Source organism: Mycobacterium sp. SMC-13 (assembly GCF_045311035.1).
In the GTDB taxonomy this organism is placed as follows: Bacteria; Actinomycetota; Actinomycetes; order Mycobacteriales; family Mycobacteriaceae; genus Mycobacterium.
Genome location: NZ_JBJIAI010000021.1, coordinates 26637 through 45709 on the forward strand (window position 1 = coordinate 26637; position 19073 = coordinate 45709).

The 19073-nt window shown below is 66.6% G+C and carries 16 protein-coding genes; 7 read left to right on the forward strand and 9 right to left on the reverse strand.

What is annotated here, in order from left to right:
- Positions 1-11 precede the first annotated feature (11 nt).
- A complete protein-coding gene (locus tag ACJH6I_RS24560) occupies positions 12-917 on the reverse strand; it encodes a LysR family transcriptional regulator (RefSeq protein WP_406784702.1) in 906 nt (301 codons plus the stop codon).
- A gap of 83 nt (positions 918-1000) precedes the next feature.
- On the opposite strand from ACJH6I_RS24560, the gene ACJH6I_RS24565 reads away from it, so the two are divergent.
- The gene (locus ACJH6I_RS24565; RefSeq protein WP_406784703.1) at positions 1001-2419 is read left to right on the forward strand and encodes a malate:quinone oxidoreductase; all 1419 of its coding nucleotides are present in this window, start codon (positions 1001-1003) and stop codon (positions 2417-2419) included.
- A 62-nt stretch (positions 2420-2481) separates the two neighbouring features.
- Here ACJH6I_RS24565 and purH read toward each other — a convergent pair whose 3' ends face one another.
- The 5 genes from purH to sfnG all read right to left on the reverse strand — a co-directional run bounded on the left by purH (position 2482) and on the right by sfnG (position 8516).
- A complete protein-coding gene (purH, locus tag ACJH6I_RS24570) occupies positions 2482-4050 on the reverse strand; it encodes a bifunctional phosphoribosylaminoimidazolecarboxamide formyltransferase/IMP cyclohydrolase (protein ID WP_073694331.1) in 1569 nt (522 codons plus the stop codon).
- 1 nt (position 4051) lies between these two features.
- The gene (purN, locus tag ACJH6I_RS24575; protein WP_212812979.1) at positions 4052-4699 is read right to left on the reverse strand and encodes a phosphoribosylglycinamide formyltransferase; all 648 of its coding nucleotides are present in this window, start codon (positions 4697-4699) and stop codon (positions 4052-4054) included.
- Between the two features lie 9 nt (positions 4700-4708).
- Positions 4709-6226 (reverse strand): DUF6350 family protein, encoded by a 1518-nt coding sequence (locus ACJH6I_RS24580; protein ID WP_406784704.1) that lies wholly within the window; start codon positions 6224-6226, stop codon positions 4709-4711.
- A 76-nt stretch (positions 6227-6302) separates the two neighbouring features.
- Positions 6303-7256 (reverse strand): DUF5336 domain-containing protein, encoded by a 954-nt coding sequence (locus ACJH6I_RS24585; protein ID WP_406784705.1) that lies wholly within the window; start codon positions 7254-7256, stop codon positions 6303-6305.
- A 129-nt stretch (positions 7257-7385) separates the two neighbouring features.
- Positions 7386-8516, reverse strand: a complete 1131-nt coding sequence (gene sfnG, locus ACJH6I_RS24590; RefSeq protein ID WP_212812982.1) for a dimethylsulfone monooxygenase SfnG — start codon at positions 8514-8516, stop codon at positions 7386-7388.
- Between the two features lie 185 nt (positions 8517-8701).
- Here sfnG and ACJH6I_RS24595 point away from each other — a divergent pair, with 185 nt between their 5' ends.
- The gene (locus tag ACJH6I_RS24595) at positions 8702-9553 is read left to right on the forward strand and encodes an LLM class F420-dependent oxidoreductase (protein ID WP_212812984.1); all 852 of its coding nucleotides are present in this window, start codon (positions 8702-8704) and stop codon (positions 9551-9553) included.
- An 82-nt stretch (positions 9554-9635) separates the two neighbouring features.
- Here ACJH6I_RS24595 and ACJH6I_RS24600 read toward each other — a convergent pair whose 3' ends face one another.
- A complete protein-coding gene (locus ACJH6I_RS24600; RefSeq protein ID WP_318987230.1) occupies positions 9636-11165 on the reverse strand; it encodes an acetyl-CoA acetyltransferase in 1530 nt (509 codons plus the stop codon).
- 156 nt (positions 11166-11321) lie between these two features.
- On the opposite strand from ACJH6I_RS24600, the gene ACJH6I_RS24605 reads away from it, so the two are divergent.
- The 5 genes from ACJH6I_RS24605 to ACJH6I_RS24625 all read left to right on the forward strand — a co-directional run bounded on the left by ACJH6I_RS24605 (position 11322) and on the right by ACJH6I_RS24625 (position 16872).
- Complete coding sequence (locus ACJH6I_RS24605) at positions 11322-11915, forward strand: hypothetical protein (RefSeq protein WP_318987229.1); 594 nt, start codon at positions 11322-11324, stop codon at positions 11913-11915.
- Positions 11916-11998: 83 nt separating this feature from the next.
- Complete coding sequence (locus ACJH6I_RS24610; protein WP_318987242.1) at positions 11999-13111, forward strand: ATP-binding protein; 1113 nt, start codon at positions 11999-12001, stop codon at positions 13109-13111.
- Between the two features lie 3 nt (positions 13112-13114).
- Positions 13115-14200, forward strand: coding sequence for a MarR family transcriptional regulator (locus tag ACJH6I_RS24615; protein ID WP_318987228.1), 1086 nt, complete (start codon positions 13115-13117; stop codon positions 14198-14200).
- Positions 14201-14319: 119 nt separating this feature from the next.
- On the forward strand, positions 14320-14934 hold the full coding sequence (locus ACJH6I_RS24620; protein ID WP_318987227.1) for a TetR family transcriptional regulator: 615 nt from the start codon (positions 14320-14322) through the stop codon (positions 14932-14934).
- A 69-nt stretch (positions 14935-15003) separates the two neighbouring features.
- Positions 15004-16872, forward strand: coding sequence for a S9 family peptidase (locus tag ACJH6I_RS24625; protein ID WP_318987226.1), 1869 nt, complete (start codon positions 15004-15006; stop codon positions 16870-16872).
- A 67-nt stretch (positions 16873-16939) separates the two neighbouring features.
- Here the strand turns inward: ACJH6I_RS24625 and sucD are convergent, their stop codons facing one another.
- Positions 16940-17842 (reverse strand): succinate--CoA ligase subunit alpha, encoded by a 903-nt coding sequence (sucD, locus tag ACJH6I_RS24630; protein ID WP_020099021.1) that lies wholly within the window; start codon positions 17840-17842, stop codon positions 16940-16942.
- Between the two features lie 15 nt (positions 17843-17857).
- On the reverse strand, positions 17858-19021 hold the full coding sequence (gene sucC, locus ACJH6I_RS24635) for an ADP-forming succinate--CoA ligase subunit beta (protein ID WP_318987225.1): 1164 nt from the start codon (positions 19019-19021) through the stop codon (positions 17858-17860).
- Positions 19022-19073: the final 52 nt, after the last annotated feature.

Consider the following 19073-nt stretch of genomic DNA (forward strand, 5'->3'; position numbering starts at 1 on the left):
TTCACGCGGCGTCAGCGGTTGTGGGCGGCCTTGGCCGCCCACTCCGTACGCAGGAAGGCCAGCAGTCTGCGCGCTGCGGGAGTGCCGGCGGTCGGCGCCCACGCCAGCGCGATCTGTCGCTGATAGTTGTTGGGCGTCAACGGGATTTCCCGGACCTTGCGTGAGGTGTGCTCGTCGTGCGGCAGCAGCGCGATGCCCATCCCCCGGCCGACCAGCTCGCGGATGGTCGAGAATTCGGTGATCTCCACGGGCACGTGCGGAACGAAACCCGCGTCACGGCACCAGCTTTCCGTCGCCTGACGCAGGTGATAGCTGGCCGGGTTGGCGATGAAGGTCTCGTCGCGCAGTTCGTCCAGCCGAAGACGACGACGGGCCGCGAGCGGATGGGCCGCCGGTAACACGGCCCGGATGTGTTGTCCGCCGATCACCACATGTTCGACGCCGTCGGGCGGCGGGATCACCACGGCGACGTCGAGTGTCCCGGCCTTCAGATCCGCGGCGAGTTCACTGCCGTGCGCCTGCTTCATCTGCAGCCGGATTCCCGGTGCGCGCCGGTGGAATTCGGTGACCAGGTTCGGCACCACGCCGGCCCCCATCGTCAGGGGGAAGCCTAACCGGATGGTCCCGTGCTCGGGGTCGGCTTCGCCCGCGATCGTCTCGACCGTCGCTTCGAGCTCGCGCAACGGGCGCCGTGACTGTTCGGCAAGCTGCACCGCGACCGGTGTCAGGCGCACCGTCCGCCCCTCCTGAGTGAGCAGCCGGACGCCGAGCATCTTCTCCAAGGCGTGGATGCGCCGACTCATCGATGACTGCGGAATACCCAGGCTGTCGGCGGCACGGGTCATGTGTCCGCCCTGGGAGTCGAGCTCTTCGAGCGCCCGAAGCTGCGGCGCGAGCAGACTCATCCATTGATCCATATTCGGATGATAATCGCCAGAACATTCATTGGACGGATCAAATTCTCGGGGGTGATGCTGGAGTAACGAGACAAGGAGCAACCATGAACACCGTTGAACCGGAAGTCGCCGACGTCGTCCTCATCGGTGGCGGCATCATGTCTGCCACCCTGGGCGCCATGATCAGCACATTGGAACCACAGTGGCGCATTGTGTTGGTGGAGCGGGCATCCGACATCGCCACGGAGAGCAGCGGGCCGTGGAACAACGCCGGCACGGGCCACTCCGGCTACTGCGAACTCAACTACATGCCCGATCCCGAAGACGGCAGCGCGCCCACGCAGATCGCCGCACAGTTCCAGTTGTCCCGCCGCTGGTGGGCACATCTGGTCCAGCAGGGCCTGCTGGACCCGGCGACTTTCGTCCACGGCACGCCGCACATGGACGTGGTGTTCGGTGACCACGATGTGGCCTACCTCCGGCGCCGATTCGAAACCCTCAGCGCCGATCCGCTTTTCGCCGATCTGGAATTCAGCGACGACCCCGCGACCATCGCGGCATGGGCACCGCTGGTGATGGCCGGCCGCGATCCGGCGCAACCGATTGCGGCGACCCGCCACCCCGGCGGCACCGATGTCGACTTCGGAGCGCTCACCCACGGACTGACCCGCATCATCACCTCGAACGGCGGCGAGGTCCGCCTCGGCCATGAGGTGCGCCGGCTACGCCAGGACCCGGACGGCACCTGGTTGGTCGGCGGCCGACGTACAGGGTCGCACAACAGGTTTCAGCTGAGGGCGCGCCACGTGTTCGTCGGAGCCGGCGGGTTCGCCCTGCGGCTGCTGCAGCGCGCGCACGTTCCCGAGGTCCGCGGCTACGGTGTGCTGCCCGTCGGCGCAGCGTTCCTGCGGTGCGCGCAACCCGACGTCGTCGCACGACACGATGCCAAGGTGTATGGCCAGGCGGCGATAGGCGCCCCGCCGATGTCGGTGCCGCACTTGGACAAACGCGTCGTCGACGGCAAGGGCTACCTCATGTTCGGCCCGTATGCGACGTTCAGCACCAAGCTGCTCAAAGGCGGCAGGCTCACCGACTTCTTCACCACACTGCGGTGGCACAACCTGCATGTGCTGGCCGCCGCGGCCCTGCAGAGCCTGACCCTGGTGCGCTATCTGATCGGCGAGTTGCTCACCCCGCTCAGCGGCAAGATCAAACAGCTGCAACGGTTCTACCCGGAGGCCGACCCCGGCGACTGGGAGCTGATACCGGCCGGACAGCGGGCTCAGCTCGTCACACCGGACCCGAAGCGCGTCGGCGTGTTGCAATCGGGAACCGAGCTCGTCACGTCGGCCGACGGCACCATCGCAGGACTGCTGGGCGCCTCTCCGGGAGCCTCGACCGCCGTGCCGATCATGCTCGGCCTCCTGCAGCGGTGCTTCCCCGAGCGCTGGGCCGCCTCCTGGCAGTCCCGCATGGATGATGCCGTGGCCCCTCGCGACACTGCAGCGCTGCTCAGCCTCTGAACGGCCAATGGCCAGGTTTGCACGGAGCATCTCCGTGCGAACCTGGCCATCAGCCTGTGAATCTAGTGGGCGAAGTGCCGCGCCCCGGTCAGGTACAGCGTGATGCCCGCAGCCGCGGCGGCCGCGGTCACTTCGTCGTCACGGACCGAACCACCCGGGTGCACAATGGCTTTCACGCCGGCGTTGGTCAGGGTCTGCAAACCGTCCGGGAACGGGAAGAACGCGTCGGAGGCAGCGACGGCGCCCTTGACGCGGTCACCGCCCCGCTCGACCGCCAGCCGCGCCGCGTCGACGCGGTTCACCTGGCCCATGCCGACGCCGACGGTGGCGCCGTTGGCAGCGACCACGATGGCGTTCGACTTCACCGCGCGGCACGCGCGCCAGGCAAACACCAAGTCGGCCAACGTCTCCGGGTCCGCCGGGCTGCCGGTCGCCAGGGTCCAGTTCAGCGGGTCGTCACCCGCGGCATCGAGCGCGTCACGCTGCTGCACCAGCAGGCCACCGCTGACCTGACGGAACTCGGTGCCGCCGGGCTGCGGTTCGCTCGCCACCAGGATGCGAATGTTCTTCTTGCGGCTCAGGATTTCGACGGCGCCCGGCTCGAAGGCGGGAGCGACGATCACCTCGGTGAAGATGTCCGCGACGGTCTCGGCCATCTCCTCGGTCACGGCCGTGTTGGCCGCGATGACACCACCGAACGCGCTCAGCGGGTCGCACTCGTGAGCCTTGCGGTGCGCATCGGCAACCGAGATCGACGACACCGCAATGCCACACGGGTTGGCGTGCTTGATGATCGCCACGCAGATGTCCTCGTGGTCGAACGCCGCCCGCCACGCCGCGTCGGCGTCGGTGTAGTTGTTGTAGGACATCTCTTTTCCGTGCAGCTGCTCGGCCTGGGCCAGCCCCGGCCAGCCGGCGTCGTCGCTGTAGAGCGCCGCCTTCTGGTGCGGGTTCTCGCCGTAGCGCAGCACGTCGGTGCGACGCCATGTCGAACCGAGCCACGCGGGCATACCGGCGGCGGATGCCTCGTCGTCGCCGGGCACCAGCACCGAACCCATCCAGGATGCGACGGCCACGTCGTACTCGGCGGTGTGACGGAAAGCCAACGACGCCAACTTCTTCCGCTCTTCGAGCGTGAAACCGCCATCCCGGACGGCGGCCAGCACACCGTCGTACCCCAGCGGGTCGACGACGACGGCGACGCTGGGGTGGTTCTTGGCCGCAGCACGGACCATCGACGGGCCGCCGATGTCGATCTGCTCGACGCACTCGTCCTCGGAGGCGCCCGACGCCACGGTCTGCGTGAACGGATACAGGTTCACCACAACGAGTTCGAACGCCTCGACCCCGAGCTCATCGAGCGCGGCGAGGTGCTCGGCCTTGCGGGTGTCGGCCAGCAGACCGGCGTGCACGCGCGGGTGCAGCGTCTTGACCCGGCCGTCCAGCACCTCCGGGAAACCGGTGACCTCTTCGACCGGAGTCACCGGGATACCCTCGGCAGCAATGGTTTTCGCTGTCGAACCGGTCGACACCAGGGTCACCCCGGCCTCGTGCAGCCCGCGGGCCAGCTCGGCCAGGCCGGTCTTGTCGTACACGCTGATCAGCGCGCGCCGAATCGGTCGTCGCGTCATCCTATTGCTCCTCACCGCGGCACCCGATGGCCGCCTTTCGCCCACTCCACGTCACACCGCGGAGGGCCACCGCGGCGATCACATCTACCAACAGTCGTCGTTCGACGACTTTGATCCGCTCATGCAGCGACGACTCGTCATCGTCGTCGCGTACCGCCACCGGCTCCTGCGCCAGGATCGGTCCGGTATCGGTGCCGTCGTCGACCAGGTGCACCGTGCTGCCGGTGACGCGAACCCCGTAGGCGAGGGCCTCGGACACCGCGTGTGCGCCCGGAAACGACGGCAGCAGCGCCGGGTGGGTGTTGAGCACCCGTCCCTGGAAGCGCGCCAGAAATGCAGGTCCGAGGATCTTCATGAACCCGGCCGACACCACCAGGTCCGGCTCGTGGGCCGCGACGGCGGCGGTCAACGCGGCATCCCAGGCGGCCCGGTCGGCGTGGTCGCGCAGCCGCGTGGTGAACGTCGCCGCCCCGGCGGCCGCGCCGATCTGCAGTGCCGGGCAGTCACGGTCCGTGCCGACGGCGACGACGCGCGCCGGGTAGTCGCCGACCGCTGCGGCGAGCACAGACTCCAGCAGCGAACCGGTCCCGGACGCCAGGACGACGAGCCGCGCCGGCGCAGTCGGGGGCACATGGACCGGTAGCTGCACGGGAGCAGCCTAGTGGCCGTCGTCGTCGACCACGAAATGCGCCTCAGGGTCCTCGTCCGGGTCGAAGGTGACGTGCTCACCGATGCGATCGGTGGTGCCGGATTGATAGGCCTCCGCCGGCGCCGGGGTCATGTCCGGTTCCGGACGTGCCGGCCGGCGTGGTTCGGCGGGTTTGGGCGCGGGCTCAGCATCCGGCTCCGGCGCAGTCTCGGCGGCCGGCTCGAATGCCGGGCCACCGGCGAAGTGCGAGTCGTCGTCCCCGTCCGCCGGGGCGGCCGACACGTCACCGATCAGCTTCTCGGTCACGGGCTCGTCATCGTCGACGACGTCTGCCGCGTCATCTTCGTACGGTTCCTCGTCAACCGGCGGGGCCGGCGCGACGGGTGCCGGCCGGGCCGGACGGCGGGTCAGGCCGCCCGCCATGGCCACCGTGAGACCGCCGATGGAGATGAACCACAGGAAAACCGCAGGCCCGAACGTCGTCTGATCGACGCCGAGCTCACCGAAGTTGCCCAGGCGACCGCTGCCGGCGACCGCGAGCAGGACCATCATCACCGCAGCCAGGAGCGACGCCACCGCCAACTTGGCGAATGCAATCGGCCACGGGGCCGGGCGCCGCGAACACTGCTGGCCCACCGCCACGGCCGAGGCCGCCGCGATGATCAGCAGCGCCACCCATACCGGACCCAGCGGAGGTGACGGCACGGCGGCGAGTACCGGCACGGCGGGCACATCCCCGCCGAGGACCGTGAAAGAACTGAACGTGGCCAACCCGACGTGCACGCTCGAACCGACGGCCACCGCGGCGGCGCCGACCATCACGTTCGGGATGTACAGCGCAGACAGCACGGTCAGGCTGAGCTGGCCGAACACCGAATCCGTGATGCCGAAGAGGTCGTGCATGGTCGACCAGTGCACGACCATCGAGCCGACCGCGACCAATCCCGACAGACCGAGCAGCGCCAACACGCCGGCGACGGCCCCGCGCAACGCCTCCGGGAGCCAGTCCGGCAGGTGCGCATCGGTCAGCAGCCGTCCCTGCAGGCGCGAGCCGACACCGATGGCCGCGCCGACCGCGTGCACCGCCAGGACGCAGCCGAATGCCTGGAGGGCACTCGGGGTTTGCAGCTCGGTGAGCACCGACGACGCATCGTGGATCACCGCGATCGCGATCGCCGCGATCAGCAGTGGTCCACCGAGCGCCGACGCGACGATCCACCGGACCACGAACCAGGACGCACCCGGCCGCGTCGCCGCGGCCGTGGTGCGGGCCGTGCCCCAGACCATCGCCAGCAGCGGGGCCAGGGGCATCACGCCGAGCTCGGCACCGCCGATCGACACCGGGACGCCGTGCACGCCCAGCCACATACTGGCCATCGCGCCGAACGCACCGGTCAGATCGCTGTTGGCGATGACCAGCTGGATCAGCACCAGCGCGGCGATGATCGCCAGGGCGATGCCCGACGGGCCGAACGCAACCCGAAGCAGGTCACGCGCCTGACGCGTACCGACTGGTCGGTTATCCACTAGCTGGGTCACTCCTCGCGAGGTCGTCACTCGCGTGCCGCGAGCGCCCTAGCGATTATGACGAAGCCGGACCCGATTACTGCGGAGCCGGGGGTTGCTGGAAGGTCGTCGTCGGCTCCGAGCCGGATCCCGTCGAGCCCGGAACGCTGGGCGACGAGGTGAACGACGACGATCCGGCCGAGGCCTCGGACGCCGACGGACCCTGGCCCGACGACTGCTGCGGGGACGACGACTGGCCGGCCGACTGCTGCGGCTGACCGAAGGCCGGGAACCCGGTCGGCGGGGTCGGCGGACCCGAGTCGGCGCCGTGCTGCGACGCGCTCTGTGCACCGGTGTAGCCGCCGATGGGACCGTTCTGGGACTGCGGCTGGTAGCCACCCTGCTGACCGAAGTGCTGGCCGGTCTGCTGGCCGTACTGCTGCTGGGGCTGCTGGCCGTAGTACTGAGCCTGCGGGTTGTAGCCCTGCGCCGGTCCGCCGTAGCTGTACGGATCGGCCTGCGGACGCGGTGCCGGCGGCTGGATGACGCCGGCGTCCAGCAGCAGCGCCCCGACCGCGCTACCGGCCTGCAGCACCGACAGCGCGAGCACGACATAGAGGCCCCACTCGACCTCGATGCCCTTGGGCGCCTGCACGATCTCATTGATCACCAGCAGCAGGGCCAGCACCGCGAGGATGGCGACCCACGACTTGAAGCTCTTCTGCTTGGGCAGGAGGCTGACACCGGCGAGCAGCGCCGCCAGTACGGCGACGACGATCGGCGCCTGGGTCAGGATGCTGCCGGTGCCCGCATCCAGGCCTCCCGCACCCAGCTGGGGCGCGAAGTTGAAGCCGAAGATGAGCAGGCCGAGCGCCGCGACCGCGATGGTCAGGTACTCCGGCAGTTTGCTCGGGCCGGCCGGCGCCGCGGGCGCAGCCGGGATCTGCTCGGGCAGACGGTTGAACTGCTGGGTCGGCCCGCCGTACTGGTTGCTGTACTGGCCGGGCTGCTGGGCGGGCGGGTAGCCGGGGTTACCGGGCTGGTACGTCATGACCTCTCCTGTACCTGTCGACTCGACCAACCACGCTAGCGCACTTCACTGAGGTCGCCCCGCATCAGTTCGACCCGCAGTGCACCGCGCTGACCGGCCGCGACGGTCCTGAGCAAACTCGCCGAGGCGTCACGCCGGGACGCGGATCGGCGCCTCCGCGGCGTCCTGTTCCGCCTCCTCGATTTCCCGCACCAACGGCAGCACCTTGGCTCCGAAGTACTCGATTTCCTCCTGGAAATGCAGGAAGCCGCCGAGGATCAGGTCCACGCCCCGTTTGCGGTAGGCAGCAATCCGTTCGGCGATCTGTTCCGGAGTTCCGATCAACTTGGTACGAAAACCGTCGTTGTACTGCACGAGGTCGTCGAAGCTCGAATCCGCCCACATGCCCTTCTTGTCACCGGTGGAGTTGCCGGCCTGCTGCACGGCCTGGCGGAATCCCTCGACGGCGGGCCGGTTGGCCTTCGCGACGATCTCCTTGAGGACCTCTTTCGCCTCTTTCTCGGTGTCGCGCGCGATGATGAATCCGTTCAGCCCGAAGCGGACCTCCCGGGCAACCTGACGGGCGTGGTCGCGGACGTCGACGACTTGCTCGGTCACACCGTCGAAGTCCTTGCCGTTGGAGAAGTACCAGTCGGCGTAGTAGCCGCCGTTGCGGCGGGCCGCGCTCGAGTTGCCGCCCTGGAACAGTTCCGGGTTGGGGCGCTCGGCCGTGTTGAGCGGCTTGGGCTTCAGCGTGAAGTCGTGGATCCGGTAGAAGTCGCCGCGGAAGTCGACGTCGTCCTCGGTCCAGATCTTGCGCAGCACCTGGAGGAATTCGGCGCTGCGGCGGTAGCGCTCGTCGTGTTCCAGCCAGGGCTCGCCCAGGTGCGTGAATTCGTCCTTGAACCAACCGGAGACGACGTTGACGGCGAAACGGCCGTTGGAGAGGTGGTCGGCCGTCGCTCCCAGTTTCGCGAGCACCGCCGGCTGCCAGAGGCCGGGGTGAACGGCTGCAATGACTTTCAGCCGCTCCGTTGCCAGGAGCAGCGCGAGGCTGAAGCTCGTCGACTCGTGCTGATACTCGGCGCCGTAGCTGGCCTCGTACCGCACCTGGCTGAGGGCGTACTCGAAGCCGTTGTTCTCCGCGGTCTGCGCGAGCTTCTTGTTGTACTCGTAATTCCAGTCGGTCCGCTGCTCGATGTCACTGGTCACCAGGCCGCCGCTGACGTTGGGCACCCAGTAGGCGAACTTGACGTGGTCGGCGATGCGTTCGGTCGTCATGGGCCCATGTGAACAAGCAAGCCCAGCCACCGTCGTGGGTAACGTTCGCGATGAAGTTATCTCCGGATCGGTTCACGGGCGTCCAGCAGCTGCGCTGTTTGGGAAATTCCCAGGTAATGGGCCCACTTCGGCATTCTTGACACCCACTCTTGCGCCCCATACTGAAACACGTTCTAATTCACCGTATGGACTACGGGCTCGTACTTTTCACCAGCGACCGCGGCATCAAGCCCGCCGCCGCCGCCAAACTGGCCGACGACCACGGCTTCACCACCTTCTATGTGCCCGAACACACGCACATCCCGATCAAGCGCCAGGCGGCCCACCCCACCACCGGTGACGAGACGCTGCCCGACGACCGCTACATGCGGACGCTCGATCCGTGGGTCGCGCTCGGCTCCGCCGCATCGGTGACGTCGCGGGTGCGGCTGTCGACCGCGGTGGCGCTGCCTGTCGAGCACGACCCGATCACTCTCGCGAAATCGATTGCGACACTGGATCATCTGTCCGGCGGCCGGGTCTCGGTCGGCGTCGGATTCGGCTGGAACACAGACGAACTCCAGGACCACAACGTCCCGCCGGCCCGCCGCCGCACCATGCTGCGCGAGTACCTGGAGGCCATGCGCGCGCTGTGGACCCAGGAAGAAGCCGAGTACGACGGCGAATTCGTGAAGTTCGGTCCGTCGTGGGCCTGGCCGAAGCCCGTGCAGTCGCACGTCCCGATCCTGGTCGGGGCGGCCGGCACCGAGAAGAACTTCAAGTGGATCGCCAAGTCGGCCGACGGCTGGATCACGACGCCGCGCGACTTCGACATCGACGAGCCGGTCAAGCTGCTGCAGGACACCTGGGCCGCTGCCGGCCGTTCAGGTGCGCCGACCATCGTCGCGCTGGACTTCAAGCCGGACGCCGACAAGCTGGCGCACTGGAAGAAACTCGGTGTGACCGAGGTGCTGTTCGGGTTGCCGGACAGTGACGAGGCCACCGTGTCGGCGTATGTCGAGAAGCTGGCGAAGAAGTTGAGCGACTTCGGGATCTGAGGTTCTGTCCCGCGCCGAGATTGACGAATTGGTCGCTAATCTCTTGCAAGAACGACCATTTCGTCGATCTCGGCAACCAAGATCAGGCCAGCACAGCCCGATTACCCTCGTCGGTCGAGGTGACGACGATCTTTGCGCCCAGCGGCTCGCCGTCGCAGAGCACTGCCATGAGGTCCACGTCCGTTGTGGTGGCCAAGAACCGGCTGCCATCCGCGTCAAGGCGCCCGATGATGATGCCCGTGTTGGGAGTCCAGTCGTATCGGACGGTGTAGGTCTCGATGGTCGCGGGGCCTTTCGCATGCTCGGTGACGGCGACCGTCGGCCACGACGCGACCTCTGCGCACAATTCGGCGCTGTTGTCGGCCACCCAGTCCGCCGGCTCGGTCGAATAGATGCCGACCGAGAACTTGCTGGCGATGCCGCCGTTCGCGCCCACCAATGCGAATTCGCCTGGGGCTTCCCGCATTCGGGTGACCGCTTCAGCGATGCCATGCAGCGAGTAGTTGTTTCCCGGGCCGCCGAAGTACGGCAGGCCGCCGGTCAATGTCAGACCCCGCGGATCGTCGGTCGCCAGGCCGACGCCGTCACAGATGTTGAACACCGGGAACGGGAAGCAGCTGTACAGGTCGAATGCCGAGACGTCATCGATTCCAATTCCGGCCACCCGCAACGCTTCCCGTACGGCCAGTACCGATGCCGGGCTGGCACCGACATCGGGACGGTCGAGCAGCTTCTGCTCCTTCATGTCCGCATGACCACGCAAGTAGACCCACTTGGATTCCGGCACACCGAGTTTGCGCGCCGACTCCACGGACATCAGCAATGCGGCCGCACCCATGTTCACTTGGTCGCGGGCCACCATCAGCCGCGGGTAGGGGTCGCAGATCATCCGGTTCTTGTCGGTGACGGTCACCAGCTCGTCGACGGTGCGCTCCACCGGCGCCGACGAATACGGATTCTTGGCCGCGACTTTCGACATCGGGGCGAACAGCTCCCCCATCGCCTGTCGGTAGTCCTGCACGGACAGGCCAAGCCGTGCCCGCCGGGCGTTCTCCAAGAGGCCATACTGCACCGGCGCACCGATCAGCCCGTGCCGGACGGTGTACTCGTCGAAGATGCCGTCGTACCCGTAGCCGCGGTCCTCGAGCTGGCCGTCGATGGTCTCCGAGTGATCGGGGTTGTCATCCCGACCCTTGAAGTAGCGGATGCTGGACGTGTTTTCCGACCCCATGATCATCACGACGTCGGCGCGGCCGGCCACGATCTCGCCGGCGAATTCGGTGATCAGGTGTTGCGGGCTCTGCCCGCCGATGACTTCGAGCACGGCGCGGGCGGGATCAGCGCCGATGCGCTGCGCCACGGAGCGCGGGTAGTTGTTCGATTTGCCGAGCGGCGCCGGAACGTGGCCGGAGATCTCGAACTGCCGGGTGCCCGCGACAGTGTCGATCGCCGCGGCAACTGCGGTGACGTCGGCTCCGGTGTCCTGCAGTGCCGCCTGCGCGGCCGCCGCTGCGAGGTCGACCGAGGACATGCCGCGGTAGTCGGGGTCCTCAAGGCGCTCGGTGAACTGACCGACACCCACGATCACCGGCGTACGCGGATCGACACCCATTACAAACCTCCAGGCAACTGTTAATTCGACAGGCTAACCGATTGGGATGCGAACACGCATTACGGGTAGCTGCACATTTGCGCCAGGAGGTACCCACAGAGCGAAGTACGGTTGAGTGATGGCAGTGGCGAAGTCGCACGTCGACGGCGTTGATCTATGACTACCGCGACGAGGGCAAGCCCACGATTGGGCGGTCTATGCCAACTGGCGGCGGCAGGCCTCATTGTCTCGATGGCGAGCGCATGCCACATATCGTCGCCCGGCCGGTCCGCTTCTGAATCGCCCCATGAAATCCCTGACTTCTCGAAGTACACCTCCGTCGATTGGCAACAGTTCGACGCCGACGGCAGCCCCGGCAAGGGGTATCTCGTCCGCTTCAGCACGCCCGACGGGTCAACACGCTGCAGCATCCTGAACGGCCTTTCAGCATCATGTGTGGGCAACATCGTCGGGATGCCGAACTCCGCCCCTGATTACTCCCGAGATCGAGACACCTTCGCCGGCAACGACAGCGGCAGTTGCCCCGGCGTCTTGTTCGATGCCTCTGACGCCCAGAATCCCCAATACGCGTTCCGCAAGAACGGCGGTGGATGTCCGCCCTTTGCTGAGACCAAGACGCTCGGCGCCGGCCAGAAACTCGTCAAGTACCAGATCACGTGCGCCGTCGGCGACGACGGCCTGACTGCCTGCGTCAACACCGTAACCAATCACGGCTTCGTTCTCCGCCAGACCGGCAGCTGGACCTTCTAATCCACGACGATTCCAACGTACAACTATCTAGACGTACATCTAATTCGACGTACAATTGCCAGATGAATTGGCCCATCAGACCCATGTCCCTCGTGGTCGGCGGCGTCGTCCCGCCCGAGAACGTGGTGGGCCGCGTCCGCGAGCAGCAGGAAATCCTGGCCAGTCTGCCCGACGGTGGCGCTGCCCTCGTTGGCGATCGCCGGCACGGCAAGACGTCCCTGGCTCGACTCGTCGCGCACACCGCGCGGCTGCAGGGCTTGAACGTCGTCTCGGTCAGCGCCGAGCGGCAGACCTACGCCGAGTTCGTCACGGCTCTCGCCGCCGAGCTCGGCCGCGTCGACAACGCCCTTCGCCAGGAGGTCGACCGCTGGAAGGTCGCGGTGGGCACCGGGCCGTTCAAGTTCGAGCGGGTCCGCGCCGACGCCGCTCTCGACGATCTGCTGCAGCGCGCCGTCGCCCGCACGAAGGACGGCCCGTTGGTGCTGTTCATCGACGAGGTCACCGTGCTCGCACGCAACCTCGAACGCGAAAAGCCCGGCGGCGGAGACGCGTTCCTGCACCTGCTGCGCCGCTTCCGCCAGGAACACTCCGGACGCCTGGCCACCGTCCTCTCCGGTTCCATTGGCTTCCACCATGTCTCGGAAGACGCGCTCAGCTCGGTCAACGACATCCGCAAGGTCACGGTCGGCCCGATCCGCCACGACCACGCCACTTACCTCGCCGAGTGCCTGCTGCTCGGCGCGAACGTCCCGACCACCGACCGACATCAGGTCGCAGAATCCATTGCAGCGGCGGCGGAGAACGTGCCGTACTACATCCAGCACCTGGTCGCAGGCGCGGCACGAGAAGGGTCCGTCAAGCCAGACCGTATCGCGGAGCTACTCTCAACCGCCATCACCGATCCGCACGACCCCTGGGACCTGCGGCACTACCGCGACCGCCTGCGCAACTACTACGGCGACGATGCCCCCGCCATCGCCGGACTGCTCGACATCTACGCCCACGCCCCAACCCCGTTGAGTGTCAACGCAACACTGCAGTTCCTGAAGACCGAGGGCTCACCCATCACCGACCGCGACCAGCTGGTGTCCTTCATCGAGCGCCTCGAGCAGGACCACTACCTGCGCCGCGTCGGCGACGACGACTGCTTCGCCTCCGGCCTGGTGCAGTCGGCATGGCGAGCCATGAGGCGGTAGATGATGACTCATCCCGCCTTCTCCCCCGGCACCGTCGACCCCGACGAACTCGACGCCCGCACCGTCGGGCGCGGGCCCCTGCTGAAGCGACTGACGGATCGCATCGTCAGCTCCGCACAGGACGGCTCCCGGCCGCACACCTTGCTCATCGCACCTCGCGGCGCCGGTAAGACCCACACACTTCGGGTCGCGATCCATCGCGCGCTGAAGCACCGTAAGGCCGCCAAAGCCACTCTGCTGCTAGCACTTCCAGAGGACGCCCTGTCCATCGGCAGCTACCCGGACCTACTCGTCGAACTGCTGCGCACGCAGGGACCGGACACATACGAACGAGCGCAGGAGCTTCGGGGCGACGCACTGGAGCTGGAACGGGAAATCCTCGACCTGGCCGCGGGCCGCATGGTGCTGGTCGCGATCGAAAATGCCGACCGCATCTTCGACGCCATCGGCGAGGCAGGTCAGGGCAGCTTTCGCGCCTGGGTCGAAACATCCACCGCCGTCCTGGTTTTCGCGACGGCGCCGGCGTTGTTCCCGGCAGTCTCCTCCCGCACCCACCCGTGGTACGGCTCGTTCATCATCGAGGAACTACCCGACCTCGCTGACACTGACGTCGCCGAACTCCTCAGGCAGCGCGCCCGCGCTCGCGAATTGGCTTCATATGTCGAGACTTCCGAGGGCCGGGCCAAGATCGACGAGGTGGCCCAGATCATCGGCTGGTCACCGCGTAGCTGGCAGATCATCGCCGAGACCGTCGACCGCACCGCACTGGAAAGCGTCACTCCCGCTGCCGACGCGGTATTGGAACAGCTGACGCCGCACTACCAACAACTCCTCTGGCAGCTTCCGGCCGGCGAACAACGCCTGATCGTCGAACTGGCCCGCGCCGACGGCGCCCGGACTGTCACCGATCTCGCTGCCGCCGTGGGTATTTCGAATCAGTCGGCCTCCGCGGCGCTGGGCCGCCTCACCACCGGCGGCTGGGTCCACGCCGCAAAAGCAGACTCCGGCGATCGCCGCGCCACCTGGTACGACCTCAGTGATCCACTGCTCCGGAACTACTTGCACTACCGCGAGCGCCGCCAACACTGACGCCGTGAGCGCGCCGCCAGCATGCCGGAGGTGCGATCAGCGGCGGCGACCCGACTCCTTGACGAACCTGTCACTTAGTGACACAGTTGGACTGTCACTAAGTGACAGAAGGGAGGGCTATGAGCGACAAGCAGGACCAGGCGCGGCTTGCGGTGTCGCGCATTGCCTGTGCCTTGTTCTGGGAACGGGGCGTCGCCGGAACCAGCGGTGACGACATCGCCGCGGCCGCCGGACTCTCCACCCGCACCATCTGGCGCTATTTTCGCAGCAAGGAGAGTTGCGTCGAACCCCTGCTCGCCAAGTCAGCCGACCGGTTCGTGACGAGCGCCCGGCGCTGGCCGCATGAGCTGTCGTTGTCGGAACACCTTGCGGCAGATGCCATTACGCATCCGCTGTCACCGCAGGACATCGAGGACGAGCTCAGCGCGATCCGGCTGGCGACCATGACAGCATCCGACCCCGCGCTGCGCACTGCGTACCTGATGGTCCATGACCGCATGGAGCGGGGACTCATCCCGGTCATCGCCGACCGATTGGGCTTACCCGACGACGATCTCACCGTCCGCCTGTGCGCGGCGGCCGTAACGGGCGCCTTCCGAGTCGTCGATGAAGACGTGAGCAGGGCAATCGTGGTCGACGGCAAGAAAGTCAGCCAGGAAGAGGCGCTGACGCTCATGGACCGGGCGATTCGCGAAGCCACCAACGGCAGGCTGGGCGGCCCGGTCAAACACTGAAAAATCCCATATTCCTCACGAGCCGGCGATGCCGGCCCGGCGAACAAGCTTGTCCTAGAAAGGATTCCCATGGCGTTACCCGAACTCATCTCAGTCGAAGACCTTTTCAGCGCACCCGAACGCACGGCGGCGACGATCTCACCCGACGGAACCAGGATCGCGTACCTGGCACCGTGGAAGAACCGTCTGAACGTCTGGGTACAGGACGTCGACGACGACGAGACGGCGCGGTGCGTCACGGCCGACGAAACGCGCAGTGTGTACATCTACCGGTGGACCGACAATCCACGATGGATGCTCTATATGCAGGACACCGGCGGTGACGAGAACTGGCATGTCTACCGCATCGACCTGGAGAACCCGGATACGCCCGCGGTGGATCTGACCCCGTTTCCCGGCACGCGAGCGAGTTTCGAATTGCCGAAGAGGTTGCCGGGGAAGGCCATCGTGCAGATCAACAAACGCAATCCCGAGCTGTTCGATGTCTACGAACTCGACATTGCCACAGGCGAACTCACGCTGCGCGCGGAGAATCCCGGCAACGTCGTCACCTGGCTGAGCGGGCCGAGCGGCGACCTGTTCACCAACACGCTGACCGCAGAAGGCGACGTCGAGATCTCGCATTGGGACCCGGCAACGAGCACGCTACGCCCGGTCAAGGTCTATGACGGCAGCGATTACCCACTGGGCATCTTCCCGGTCACCGTCACGCCGGATGGCAAGGGCATCTGGCTCCCCTCGTATGAGAACAGTGACAGGTCTCGCCTGGTCGTGGTCGACGTCGCTGACGGCACTGAGACCGAGATCGACAGCCACCCGACATTCGATCTGGGCAACCAGATGGTCCTCCCGTCGCCGTTCATCCTCAGCCAGCGGACCGGCGATCTGATCGGAGTCCGCTACTACGGCGAACGTCAGGTCATCCACCCGCTGGACCCGAATTTCGCTGCGGTGCTGGAGAATTTGGCCAAACTGTCGGACGGCGACCTCGCCAACGTCTCTTCCGACGACAGCGGTCAGCGGTGGGTGGTCAGCTTCACCCATGACCGTGATCCGTGGGCCACCTATTTCTACGACCACTCGACCGGCGAAAGCCGGTTGCTGTTCCGGCCGTACGCGCGTCTGGACCCCGATGCGCTCGCCCCGATGACACCCGTGACCATCACGTCGCGCGACGGGCTGGACCTGCATGGGTATCTGACGCTGCCGGTCGGGATCGAACCGCTCGGCCTGCCGTTGATCCTGCTGGTCCACGGCGGTCCGTGGGCGCGCGACTGCTGGGGTTTCCAACCTGATGTGCAGCTGCTGGCCAATCGCGGATATGCGGTGCTGCAGGTGAACTTTCGCGGCTCGACGGGCTACGGCAAGGCCTTCACCAAGGCTGCGATCGGCGAATTCGCGGGCAAGATGCACGACGACCTGATCGACGCCGTGGACTGGGCCGTCAAGCAGGGCTACGCCGATCGGGACAAGGTGGCGATCTACGGCGGCTCGTACGGAGGTTACGCCGCGCTGGTGGGCGTGACGTTCACCCCGGACGTGTTCGCGGCGGCCATCGACTACGTCGGGATCTCCAGTCTCGCCAATTTCATGCGCACCCTGCCCAACGTGGCCCGGCCCTTTCTTGCCACCAACTGGCACACGTACGTGGGCGACCCCAGCGACCCTGCGCAGGAAGCCGACATGCTGGCCCGCTCCCCCATCACCAGGGTGGATCAGATCCGCACACCACTGCTGGTTGTCCAGGGCGCCAACGACTCTCGTGTCGTGCAAGCAGAATCCGACAACCTCGTCGAGGCATTGCGCGCCCGCGGAGTCGCGGTCGAGTACATGGTCAAGGCCGACGAAGGACACGGATTCCTCAACCCCGACAACCAGATCGATATGAACCATGCCGTCGAGCGCTTCCTCGCCCGGCACCTGGGCGGCCGCGTCTGATCACGCATTCGCCGCGAAACACAACAGGCCCCCACCAGAAGGTGGGGGCCTGTTGTGCAGAAAGAAATTACAGCGACTGCAGGATCTCGCGAGCCAGCGCAGCGGTGGCCGACGGGGTCTTGCCGACCTTGACGCCGGCAGCCTCGAGGGCTTCCTGCTTGGCGGCGGCGGTGCCCGACGAGCCCGAGACGATGGCGCCGGCGTGGCCCATGGTCTTGCCCTCCGGAGCGGTGAAGCCCGCGACGTAGCCGACGACCGGCTTGGTGACATTGGCCTTGATGTAGTCGGCGGCACGCTCTTCGGCGTCGCCACCGATCTCGCCGATCATCACGATGACCTTGGTCTCGGGGTCCTTCTCGAACGCCTCGATGGCGTCGATGTGGGTGGTGCCGATGACCGGGTCGCCGCCGATGCCGATGGCGGTCGAGAAGCCGAAGTCACGCAGCTCGTACATCATCTGGTAGGTCAGGGTGCCGGACTTGGAGACCAGACCGATCGGGCCCTTGCCGGTGATGTTGTTCGGCGTGATGCCGACCAGCGCCTCACCGGGGGTGATGATGCCCGGGCAGTTGGGGCCGATGATGCGGGTCTTCTGACCCTTCTCGACGTTGTAGGCCCACGCGTACGCGCTGTCCTGCACCGGGATGCCCTCGGTGATGACGACCAGCAGCGGGATCTCGGCGTCGATGGCCTCGATGATGGCGTCCTTCGAGAAGGCCGGCGGCACAAAGGCGATCGACACGTCGGCGCCGGTCTCCTTCATGGCCTCGGCCACCGTGGCGAACACGGGCAGCTCGATGTCGTTGCCGTCCTTGTCGACGTGCGAGACCTTGGTGCCGGCCTTGCGGGCGTTCACGCCACCGACGACCTGGGTGCCGGCCTTCAGCATCAGCTTGGTGTGCTTGGTGCCCTCACCGCCGGTGATGCCCTGGACGATGACCTTGGAATCCTTGTTCAGGAAGATAGACATAAGTTGTTGGCTCCCTTACTTGTTCGCCAGCTCGGCGGCTTTGTCGGCACCGGAGTCCATGGTCTCGGCCTGGATCACCAGCGGGTGGTTGGCCTCGGCCAGGATGCGGCGGCCCTCTTCGACGTTGTTGCCGTCGAGACGGACGACCAGCGGCTTGTTGGCCTCGTCGCCCAGCATTTCCAGGGCCTTGACGATGCCGTTGGCGACGGCGTCACACGCGGTGATGCCACCGAAGACGTTGACGAAGACGCTCTTGACCTGGCTGTCGCCCAGGATGACGTCCAGACCGGCGGCCATCACCTCGGCCGAGGCGCCACCACCGATGTCCAGGAAGTTGGCGGGTTTCACGCCGCCGTGGTTCTCGCCGGCGTACGCGACGACGTCCAGCGTCGACATGACCAGGCCGGCACCGTTACCGATGATACCGACGGCGCCGTCGAGCTTGACGTAGTTGAGGTCGTGCTCCTTCGCCTTGAGCTCGAGCGGGTCGGTGGCTTCCTTGTCCTCGAACTCGGCGTGGCCGGGCTGACGGAAGTCGGCGTTGGCGTCCAGGGTGACCTTGCCGTCGAGGGCGAGAATCTGGTCGTCGGGGGTGCGAACCAGCGGGTTGACCTCGACCAGGGTGGCGTCCTCGGCGACGAAGACCTCCCACAGCTTCTGGATGGTCACGGCTGCGGCGTCGAGCACCTCGGCGGGCAGGTGGCCCTTCTCGGCGATCTCGCGGGCGAAGGCCAGGTCAACGCCCTTGACGGCGTTGACGGGAACCTTGGCGAGACGCTCCGGCTTGGTGGCGGCGACCTCTTCGATCTCCATGCCGCCCTCGACAGAGCACATGGCCAGGTAGGTGCGGTTGGCGCGATCGAGCAGGAAGGAGATGTAGTACTCCTCCGCGATGTCGCTGGCCTCCGCGACGAGCAGCTTCTTGACGATGTGGCCCTTGATGTCCAGACCGAGGATGTTCTGCGCGTGCGTGAGGGCGTCCTCCGGGGTGGCGGCGTACTTCACGCCACCGGCCTTGCCACGGCCACCGACCTTGACCTGCGCCTTGATCATGACGGGCTTGCCGATCTCTTCGGCGATCGCCTTGGCGTCATCGGCGGACTCGGTGACCCGGCCCGGTGTAGTAGGGACGTTGTGCTTGGCGAACAGCTCTTTCGCCTGGTACTCGAAGAGATCCATGAGCTCTGAGAAATCCCGTTCTGTCTGCGTTGACGGTTGAATTCACTTCAGC

Bases quoted from the DNA above. Each gene is read 5' to 3' on its own strand.
- ACJH6I_RS24560 (WP_406784702.1), bottom strand. From the start codon at position 917: ATGGATCAATGGATGAGTCTGCTCGCGCCGCAGCTTCGGGCGCTCGAA.
- ACJH6I_RS24565 (WP_406784703.1), top strand. From the start codon at position 1,001: ATGAACACCGTTGAACCGGAAGTCGCCGACGTCGTCCTCATCGGTGGC.
- purH (WP_073694331.1), bottom strand. From the start codon at position 4,050: ATGACGCGACGACCGATTCGGCGCGCGCTGATCAGCGTGTACGACAAG.
- ACJH6I_RS24585 (WP_406784705.1), bottom strand. From the start codon at position 7,256: ATGACGTACCAGCCCGGTAACCCCGGCTACCCGCCCGCCCAGCAGCCC.
- sfnG (WP_212812982.1), bottom strand. From the start codon at position 8,516: ATGACGACCGAACGCATCGCCGACCACGTCAAGTTCGCCTACTGGGTG.
- ACJH6I_RS24595 (WP_212812984.1), top strand. From the start codon at position 8,702: ATGGACTACGGGCTCGTACTTTTCACCAGCGACCGCGGCATCAAGCCC.
- ACJH6I_RS24600 (WP_318987230.1), bottom strand. From the start codon at position 11,165: ATGGGTGTCGATCCGCGTACGCCGGTGATCGTGGGTGTCGGTCAGTTC.
- ACJH6I_RS24605 (WP_318987229.1), top strand. From the start codon at position 11,322: ATGACTACCGCGACGAGGGCAAGCCCACGATTGGGCGGTCTATGCCAA.
- ACJH6I_RS24610 (WP_318987242.1), top strand. From the start codon at position 11,999: ATGTCCCTCGTGGTCGGCGGCGTCGTCCCGCCCGAGAACGTGGTGGGC.
- ACJH6I_RS24615 (WP_318987228.1), top strand. From the start codon at position 13,115: ATGACTCATCCCGCCTTCTCCCCCGGCACCGTCGACCCCGACGAACTC.
- ACJH6I_RS24620 (WP_318987227.1), top strand. From the start codon at position 14,320: ATGAGCGACAAGCAGGACCAGGCGCGGCTTGCGGTGTCGCGCATTGCC.
- ACJH6I_RS24625 (WP_318987226.1), top strand. From the start codon at position 15,004: ATGGCGTTACCCGAACTCATCTCAGTCGAAGACCTTTTCAGCGCACCC.
- sucD (WP_020099021.1), bottom strand. From the start codon at position 17,842: ATGTCTATCTTCCTGAACAAGGATTCCAAGGTCATCGTCCAGGGCATC.
- sucC (WP_318987225.1), bottom strand. From the start codon at position 19,021: ATGGATCTCTTCGAGTACCAGGCGAAAGAGCTGTTCGCCAAGCACAAC.